Raw genomic sequence first — 8,294 nt, 5'->3', positions numbered from 1 at the left:
CGGGCAAGGCCCGCCGCCCGCCGCTTCGCCGAGATGGCCCATGATGACATGGAACAAGCTGTTGAAGCGACCCGCCTGAACGCCCGGCTGATTGCCGCTGAACTGCATGATCTCGGCATAACGGTGAATTGCGCGCCGGTCCTGGATGTCCCCCAGCCCGATGCCGATCCGATCATCGGCGACCGCGCCTACGGCGATACGCCGCAGATGGTTGCCGTTCTAGGCCGGGCGGTCTGCGAGGGGCTTCTCGCCGGCGGCGTGTTGCCGGTAATCAAGCATATCCCCGGACACGGACGGGCCACTGTTGACAGCCACAAGGCCTTGCCGGTGGTCGAGCCGATGCCGATGGACCTTAGAACTATCGACTTCGCGCCGTTCAAGGCCTTGAGCAACATGCCGTGGGCGATGACCGCCCATGTGATCTACCGCGCCGTTGACGCAATTATGCCGGCGACCACATCATCTTCAGTGATCGGAGGGGTCATTCGCGGCTCGATCGGCTTTGAGGGCTTCCTGATTTCAGATGACTTGTCGATGAAGGCGCTGTACGGAAACATGAGAACCCGCACAGAGATGGCGCTTAAGGCCGGCTGCGACGCGGTCCTTCATTGCAACGGCGACATGGCCGAGATGGAGACAATCGCCGCCGCCGCTTCGCCGTTGAGCTTTAACGCGATAATGCATCTGGAATATGCCGAGACGATGAGGCGCCAACCCGAACCGCTGGATGTCGCCGATGCGGAATCCCGCCTGGAAAAACTTTTGCAACGATGAGGGACGCGGAGTGAACTGGAATGACATTCTGCTCACCGCCTCGATTTGGGTTATTCCGATCCTGATCGCCGTAACTCTGCACGAAGCGGCCCACGGTTGGGCGGCATGGCGGCTGGGAGACGACACCGCCTATATGGCGGGGCGGGTGACGTTCAATCCGCTGAGGCACATTGATCTTTTCGGAACGCTGCTGCTGCCGATGCTGCTGCTGTTCCTTTCCGGCGGACGAATGATGTTCGGCTTCGCCAAGCCGGTGCCGGTAAACTTCGGGAAACTCGGGCATCCGCGCCGCGACATGATGCTGGTGGCGGTTGCCGGGCCGGCGACCAACCTTTTACTGGCGGTGATTTCGGCGGCGCTGTTTCACATCCTGCCTTATCTGTCCGGTGACATTAAAGTCTGGACCGCCTATAACCTGAATAATCTGATGTGGATCAACATGCTGCTTTGCGTCTTTAATATGCTGCCCATGCCTCCCCTGGACGGCGGACGGATCGCCGTCGGGCTGTTGCCGCCGGCGCTGGGCATGAGGTTGGCGCGGCTGGAAAGGGCGGGCATCGGCATTATCCTCGGAGCGGTATTTCTTTTGCCGTGGATCGGCGGCAAACTCGGCGTTGACCTGAATGTATTTTGGTGGGTAATCGGCGCTCCGGCCGAGTACCTGAGCAACGCCGTTTTATCCCTGGTCAATGTCAGGTGACGCCATGATGGAAAAGACAGACGATTTCGAGGATGAACGACCCTCCGCCGGCGCCGGGACGCTATCGCCGTTTGTCATCGACATTGACGGCTTTGAAGGCCCTATCGACGTCCTGCTGGCTTTGTCCCGCACCCAGAAGGTGGACCTGACCCGGATCTCCATTCTGCAACTGGCCGACCAATATCTGGCCTTTGTCGCCGAGGCGCGCAGCGTCAACCTTGAACTTGCCGCCGATTATCTGGTGATGGCGGCATGGCTCGCTTATCTGAAGTCGCGCCTGCTGTTGCCCGCCATGGGCGGCGAGGAAGAACCGAGTGGCGAGGAAATGGCCGCCGCCCTGACCTTTCAGCTTCTCCGCCTGGAGTCAATGCAGGAGGCCGGCGACCGCCTTATGTCGCGCAACCGCCTGGGTGTTGACTTTTTCGCCAGGGGAGAACCCGAGAAATTCAAGTTCACCGGAGAAACCGTCTATGAGATTACCCTTTATGACCTGCTTAAAGGCTACGGCGATATCAAGCGCCGCGCCGCCGGAGGAAAAACCCTGCATATTGAGCCGTGGACGCTTTACACCGTCGAGGACGCTCTGGCGCGGATGAGGAGTCTGCTCGGCGACATGCCGGATTGGACGATTCTGTCACAGTTTCTGCCCGCCGGCATGGGCGACGGGTTAAAAGCCCGTTCGGCTGTGGCCTCCACCCTGGTCGCCGGCCTGGAGATGGTCCGCGAAGGCAAGATGCGGCTGCGACAAGACGGCATTTTCGCTCCTATTTATGTCCGCGCCTGCGGTGGAGACAATTCGTAATGAGCGCTGTTAACGCCCAACATCTGCGTCTTTTGGAGGCGATCCTCTACGCTTCCGATGCTCCGCTCGCCGAACGGGTTCTGGCCGCCCGCCTGCCCGACGGCGCCGACCTGACGGCGTTGCTCGGCGAACTTAAGAATCATTACGCCGGTCGTGGCGTCAATTTGACGACGGCGGGCAAATGCTGGGCCTTCCGCACCGCCCCCGACCTTGCCTCGCAGCTCAACATCACCGGCGAGGTTTCCCGCAAATTGGGCCGCGTGACCGTTGAAACCATGGCTATCATTGCCTATCACCAGCCGATTACCCGCGCTGAAATCGAGGAAATTCGCGGCGTCGGCCTGAGCAAGGGAACCATCGACGTGCTGCTTGAAGCGGGATGGATCAAGCCCCGAGGAAGGCGCAACACGCCGGGCCGTCCCATGACCTGGGGCACCACCGACGCTTTCCTTGATCACTTCGGTCTGGAAAGCGTCAAAGACCTGCCGGGCCTGGGCGACCTCAAGGCGGCCGGGCTTCTCGATAAAAGACCGGCAATCGAGGCTTTTCACGCCCATGACGAGGAAGACTCCAAAGACGACGACGGCCATGAAACTAACGACGATCACGGCGCCGAAACACCCGACCCCCTGGACCCCGATGACGGAATTTAGGGCGGGTCAGGATTGATTGGAATCGCCTTCGTTACGAATTGCCGCCATTGCGCAACAGGGTCATTCGGTTCTCCCCGCCGGAGCTTCATTGCCCATCCATCATCGTCATGCCCGTGCTTGTCACGGCCATGACGATAAAAACAGGATCAATCTCTTTCGAGCGATTACGCTGATGGACACGGATAGCAATTATGGGGAGACAAAAGCCGCGTTGACAGCCGGCGTTACAGTGTCCTAGCTATGGTTATGACGTGCAATCTTTCCATAGTCATGGCCCAGATCAACCCGACCGTCGGCGACATCGACGGCAATATCCGGCTGGTGCGCGCGGCGCGCGCTCACGCCGCCTCCCTCGGCGCCGACCTTGTGGTTACGCCGGAGCTGGCGGCATCCGGGTACCCGCCCGAAGACCTTGTTCTCAAGCCTTCCTTTCAGGACAAGATCGAAATATCCGTGAAAAAACTGGCGGCGGAGACCGCCGACGGCGGCCCGGCGGTTCTTGTCGGGGCGCCGTGGCGGCGAGGCTCCGTGCTGTACAACGCGGCGTTGCTTCTGGACGGCGGCGTCATGGCCGCCGAAACCCATAAACACGAGCTTCCCAACTATGGGGTCTTTGATGAAAAGCGCATATTCACCTCCGGTTGCCTGCCCGCGCCGATGGCGTTCAGGGGCGCTCGCCTCGGCGTCATGGTCTGCGAGGACATGTGGAAACCGACCGTCACCCGTCGTCTGAAGGAAAAAGGAGCCGACATCCTGGTGGTCCTCAACGGCTCCCCCTTTGAGGACGGCAAAACCGACGTCCGCCTCGCCCTCGCCCGGCAGCGGGTGGCTGAGAGCGGCATGGCGTTGGTCTATATCAACATGATAGGCGGGCAGGACGAGTTGGTGTTTGACGGCGGCTCCTTCGCGCTGGCGAATGACGGCGCCATCAGCGCCCGCGCCCCGTGGTGGAAATCGTGTCTGCTTGACGCCCGCGCCGGAACCATCGCTGCGCCTGCCGAACGATTGGAGTCCATCTGGCGGGCGATGACGATGGGGCTTGGCGATTACGTCGCCAAGAACGGTTTTCCCGGCGTTGTTATCGGGCTTTCCGGCGGCGTGGACAGCGCCCTTTGCGCCGCCGTCGCTGTCGATGCCGTCGGCGCCGACAGGGTGCATCTGGTAATGATGCCCTCGCCCTATACCTCGACCGAAAGCGTGGAGGACGCCGCCCGAACGGCGGAAATGCTCGGCGTCCGTTTGATGACCGTGTCTATCGAGCCGGCGATGAAGGCCTTCGCGGCGATGCTCGGCGACCAATTCGCCGGTCTTGACGCCGACGCCGCCGAGGAAAACATCCAGGCCCGTTCCCGCGCCATGGTGTTGATGGCCCTGTCCAACAAGTTCGGCCACATGGTTCTGACCACCGGCAATAAATCGGAAATGTCGGTAGGGTACGCGACTTTGTACGGCGACATGTGCGGCGGCTATTCGGTGCTTAAAGACGTTTACAAGACCGACGTTTTCAGGCTGGCCCGTTGGCGCAACCAAAATCCGGGGCCGGCGATGCCCGAGCGCGTCATTACCAAGCCGCCGTCAGCCGAACTGAGACCCGACCAGACCGATCAGGATACCCTGCCTCCCTATGAGGAGCTGGACGCCATTCTTCAATTTTTGATCGAAGAAGAGCACTCCGCCGCCGAAGCCGCCGCCGAGGGCTTTGATGAAAAAACAGTGCGTCGGGTCTGGCGCATGCTGGATAAAGCCGAGTATAAACGTCGTCAGGCCCCGCCGGGGGTCAAGATCACGCGCCGCTCATTCGGCCGCGACCGTCGTTATCCGATTACCAATCGCTTCACGGATCATGTATGATACTAATAGTTCACACGGAAGTAACCTGGAGACCTTTATGAAAAACATCCGATTCGCCACCTTAGCCCTCGCCATAATCACCATGGCCGGTCTAACCGTAGCGGCGCAAGCCGCCGATCCCGTCACCCGCACCATAACCGTAACCGGCGTGGGAGAAATTGCCTCAAAGCCCGATATGGCGGAAGTACAGATTTCCGTGATCTCGGACGCCAATAACGCCGGCGACGCCATGGCCCAATCCTCCGAGAAGGCGAAGAATCTGGTCAAGACCGCCATCGGCAACGGCGTCGCGGAAGCCGACATTCAAACCGGCACCGTCTCGCTGGCCCCGCTCTATAAGGTCAATAAAAACGAGAAAGGGGAGGACATTACCCCGCCCGTGATCGTCGGTCATCGCGCCGCCCTTTCCACCCGCATCATGGTGCGCAACCCCGGCACCGTCGGCACGCTGCTGGATAATCTGGTCAAGGCCGGAGCCAATCGTTTAAGCGGCATCCGTTTCAAGGTTTCGGAACGTGAAAAGCTGCTTAACGATGCGCGTCGCCTCGCCATCGCCAACGCCAAGTCCGTCGCCACCCTGATGGCCTGGGAGGCCGGAGCCGTAGTCGGCAAGGTGCTGAGGATAGAGGACGCCGGAAGCACGGTTCCTCAAGGACGCATGATGGACATGGAATCCGAGAGCATCGGCATGCCGGTAATGCCCGGCGAGATCGAAGTCGCCGTCCGCGTCAACGTCATGTTCACCCTTAACGACGTGCAGTGACGCTCTATCTCTACAACACGCTGAGCCGTGAGAAAGAGCCGTTCAAGCCGCTAAACCCCGGGGCCGTAGGCATGTATGTGTGCGGCCCCACCGTTTATGACTACGCTCACATCGGCAATGCCCGCCCGGTAGTGGTGTTTGACGTTCTGTACAGGCTGTTGAAGGAGTTCTTCAGCCGGGTTACCTATGTGCGCAACATCACCGACGTTGACGACAAGATCAACGCGGCGTCACTGGCGAGCGGCGAAAGCATCCGCTCCATCACCGAGCGCACGGCCAGGGCTTTCCACGAAGACATGGCGGCGCTGGGCGCTCTTGACCCGGATGTGGAACCCCGCGCCACCGAGCATATCGCCGAGATGATCTCCCTCACCACGGAGCTTCTCAAGGCCGGCAACGCCTATCAGGCCGAGGGCCACGTTATGTTCAACGTGCCGTCGTGGGACGGCTACGGCGGTCTGTCGCGCAACAACCGCGACGACATACTCGCCGGCGCCCGCGTCGAGGTGGCCCCCTACAAAAAAGACCCCGCCGACTTCGTTTTGTGGAAGCCGTCCGCAAACGATCTGCCCGGCTGGGAAACGCCGTGGGGCCGTTGCCGTCCCGGCTGGCACCTGGAATGCTCGGCGATGAGTTGCAAGTACCTGGGTGAAACCTTCGACATTCACGGCGGCGGCCAGGACCTGATCTTTCCCCATCACGAGAACGAGATAGCCCAAAGCGCCTGCGCGCACGGCAAGCCTTTCGTCCGCTACTGGGTGCATAACGGCTACCTGATGGCTGAGGGCGAGAAGATGTCCAAGAGTCTGGGCAACTTTTATACCGTCCACGATTTGCTGAAGGAATTCCCCGGCGAAGCCATCCGCCTGGTTCTGCTCCAGACTCACTACCGCCGGCCGCTGGATTTCACCAAGGCCGGAATCGCCGAGGCGAAGCATATTCTGGATAAGTTCTACGGGGTGTTGCGCAATGCCGCCGGCATAAAAACGGAACCGGCCTCAACTCCCGCCGAGGTGATCCTGGCCCTGGCCGATGACCTCAATACGCCGCTGGCCCTCACCCATATGCACGAGATGGCGGGCATCCTCAACAAGGTCGATAACGATGATTCCAGGGCCTTCGTTAAAGGACGGCTGCTGGCGGCGGGCAAGGCGATGGGTCTTTTGCAGCAGAACCCGGAAGACTGGTTCAAACGGCAACCCGAGGGCGTCGCGTCTATAGACGCCGCCGCCGTTGAAGCCCTGATTGCCCAACGCGCCGAGGCCCGCAGGAACAAGGATTTTCCCGCATCCGACCGCATTCGCGATCAACTCGCGGCGCAGGGAATCGTCCTGGAGGACGGCGCCGGCGGCACCATCTGGCGGCGGGAATAACCGCCGGTAACTTCTAACGATTGACGATCATGTTAAGGGTTTTGCCGTCGCGTTTTATGGAAATGCGCCAGTGATTGGTCGGCGCCGGCAGCACCTTCTTCAGGTGCTCCACCGACTTGATGGTTTCGTCGTTGATGACGCTTATCATATCTCCGGTGCGAAAGCGCAGGCGGTTGGCGGCGCCGCCCTGGGTCAACCGCAGGATGATAACGCCGGGTTCAAATGATTCCATGCCCAGTTCATCAGCCAACGCAGGAGACATGTTGGCCACCGTCGTTCCTGAAAGCGGATGCTGGCCGGTGAGATCGCTGATGTCGCGCAAAGGCGCTTCCGGCGGCGCCACCAGATCAATTTTGACCGGCGCCTTTTTACCCCGCCTCCACATAGTCAGATTCGCCGAGCCGCCCACCGCCAGGGTAGCGATGCGATAATTCATGGCCTGAGGGTCGCTGATCTCGTGTCCTTGAACCTCAAGCACAACTTCGCCCACCCTGATCCCGGCAAGATCGGCGGGGCCGCCCGGAAAAACCTTGCTGATGAGCACGCCGAAGGGGCGGGGCAAATTCAATGAAGCGGAAATGTCGGCGCTGACCCCCTGTCCCCAGGCGCCGAGCCACGGTCGCACCAGACGCCCCTCCAAAAGGACGCCGGTTATCACCGTGTTCACCATATTGGAAGGGACGGCGAACCCGATGCCGAGCGAACCGCCGCTCTTGGAGAAAATGGCGGTGTTGATCCCCACCAGCCTGCCGTCCATGCCGACCAAGGCGCCGCCTGAGTTGCCGGGGTTGATGGCGGCGTCCGTCTGAATAAAGAAGTTAAGGTCGGAAATGCCGACCTGGGTGCGGGCCAATGCCGAGATAATGCCGCTGGTCACCGTCTGACCGACGCCGAAAGGATTGCCGATGGCGAGAACCATATCCCCGACCTCAACTTCATCGGAGTCAAGCATCTCCAGGTGAGAAAACTTCTCGCCGTTGGCTTCTATCCGCAGGACGGCCAAATCGGTATGCTCGTCCGTACCGACAATCACCGCATCGAACTCACGCCTGTCGGACAACACCACGGTAATCTGATTGGCCCCCTCGATAACGTGGCGGTTGGTGACGATCAGTCCTTCGGGACGAACGATAACGCCGGAACCAAGTGAATTCTGAACGCGCTCCCTGGGGGACTCAGGCCCTAAACCGAAGCCTTCGCCGAAAAAGCGCTGAAAGAACGGGTCGTTAAACAACATCGGCGACTGGCGCGACATCACCACCTTGCGGCTGTAGATATTTACTACCGCCGGCGCCGATTTTTTAACCAGAGACGCAAAGGAAAATTGGGCTTGATCCTTGGAAGTCGGAACCTGCTTATCGACCGCCGCAGCGTTTGC

6 protein-coding genes and 2 pseudogenes (1 of these 8 cut by a window edge) are annotated in these 8,294 nt (G+C 60.4%); 7 read left to right on the top strand and 1 reads right to left on the bottom strand.

The annotated features are described in order from the left end of the window. The 7 genes and pseudogenes from A3H92_01395 to A3H92_01365 all read left to right on the top strand — a co-directional run. Positions 1-774: pseudogene (locus A3H92_01395) on the top strand (beta-hexosaminidase); it begins 231 nt to the left of the window's first position. Between the two features lie 25 nt (positions 775-799). Beyond that, entirely contained in the window at positions 800-1,474 is a 675-nt protein-coding gene (locus tag A3H92_01390; GenBank protein ID OHC74596.1) for a peptidase M48, read from the top strand. 4 nt (positions 1,475-1,478) lie between these two features. Further along, positions 1,479-2,276, top strand: coding sequence for a chromosome segregation protein ScpA (locus A3H92_01385; GenBank protein OHC74583.1), 798 nt, complete (start codon positions 1,479-1,481; stop codon positions 2,274-2,276). Then, complete coding sequence (locus A3H92_01380; protein OHC74582.1) at positions 2,276-2,929, top strand: SMC-Scp complex subunit ScpB; 654 nt, start codon at positions 2,276-2,278, stop codon at positions 2,927-2,929. The genes A3H92_01385 and A3H92_01380 overlap by 1 nt, the downstream gene beginning before the upstream one ends. Positions 2,930-3,175: 246 nt before the next feature. After that, positions 3,176-4,780 carry an NAD+ synthase gene (locus A3H92_01375; protein ID OHC74595.1) on the top strand — a complete coding sequence of 535 codons (1,605 nt, stop codon included), beginning with the start codon at positions 3,176-3,178 and terminating at the stop codon, positions 4,778-4,780. Positions 4,781-4,817: 37 nt separating this feature from the next. Beyond that, the gene (locus A3H92_01370; GenBank protein ID OHC74581.1) at positions 4,818-5,543 is read left to right on the top strand and encodes a hypothetical protein; all 726 of its coding nucleotides are present in this window, start codon (positions 4,818-4,820) and stop codon (positions 5,541-5,543) included. Continuing rightward, positions 5,540-6,916 carry a cysteine--tRNA ligase gene (locus A3H92_01365; GenBank protein OHC74580.1) on the top strand — a complete coding sequence of 459 codons (1,377 nt, stop codon included), beginning with the start codon at positions 5,540-5,542 and terminating at the stop codon, positions 6,914-6,916. Before A3H92_01370 ends, A3H92_01365 begins: the two co-directional genes overlap by 4 nt. A gap of 13 nt (positions 6,917-6,929) precedes the next feature. On the opposite strand, the pseudogene A3H92_01360 reads toward A3H92_01365, so the two are convergent. After that, positions 6,930-8,273: pseudogene (locus A3H92_01360) on the bottom strand (serine protease). Positions 8,274-8,294 lie beyond the last annotated feature (21 nt).

This window comes from Rhodospirillales bacterium RIFCSPLOWO2_02_FULL_58_16 (assembly GCA_001830425.1).
Lineage (GTDB): Bacteria > Pseudomonadota > Alphaproteobacteria > Rhodospirillales > 2-02-FULL-58-16 > 2-02-FULL-58-16.
The sequence above is the reverse complement of the archived record's forward strand: the minus strand, read 5'-3'. Positions and strand labels throughout refer to the sequence as shown.

Excerpts from the sequence above, each read along its gene's own strand:
- A3H92_01370 (OHC74581.1), top strand. The coding sequence starts at position 4,818 with ATGAAAAACATCCGATTCGCCACCTTAGCCCTCGCCATAATCACCATG.
- A3H92_01385 (OHC74583.1), top strand. The coding sequence starts at position 1,479 with ATGATGGAAAAGACAGACGATTTCGAGGATGAACGACCCTCCGCCGGC.
- A3H92_01375 (OHC74595.1), top strand. The coding sequence starts at position 3,176 with ATGACGTGCAATCTTTCCATAGTCATGGCCCAGATCAACCCGACCGTC.
- A3H92_01380 (OHC74582.1), top strand. The coding sequence starts at position 2,276 with ATGAGCGCTGTTAACGCCCAACATCTGCGTCTTTTGGAGGCGATCCTC.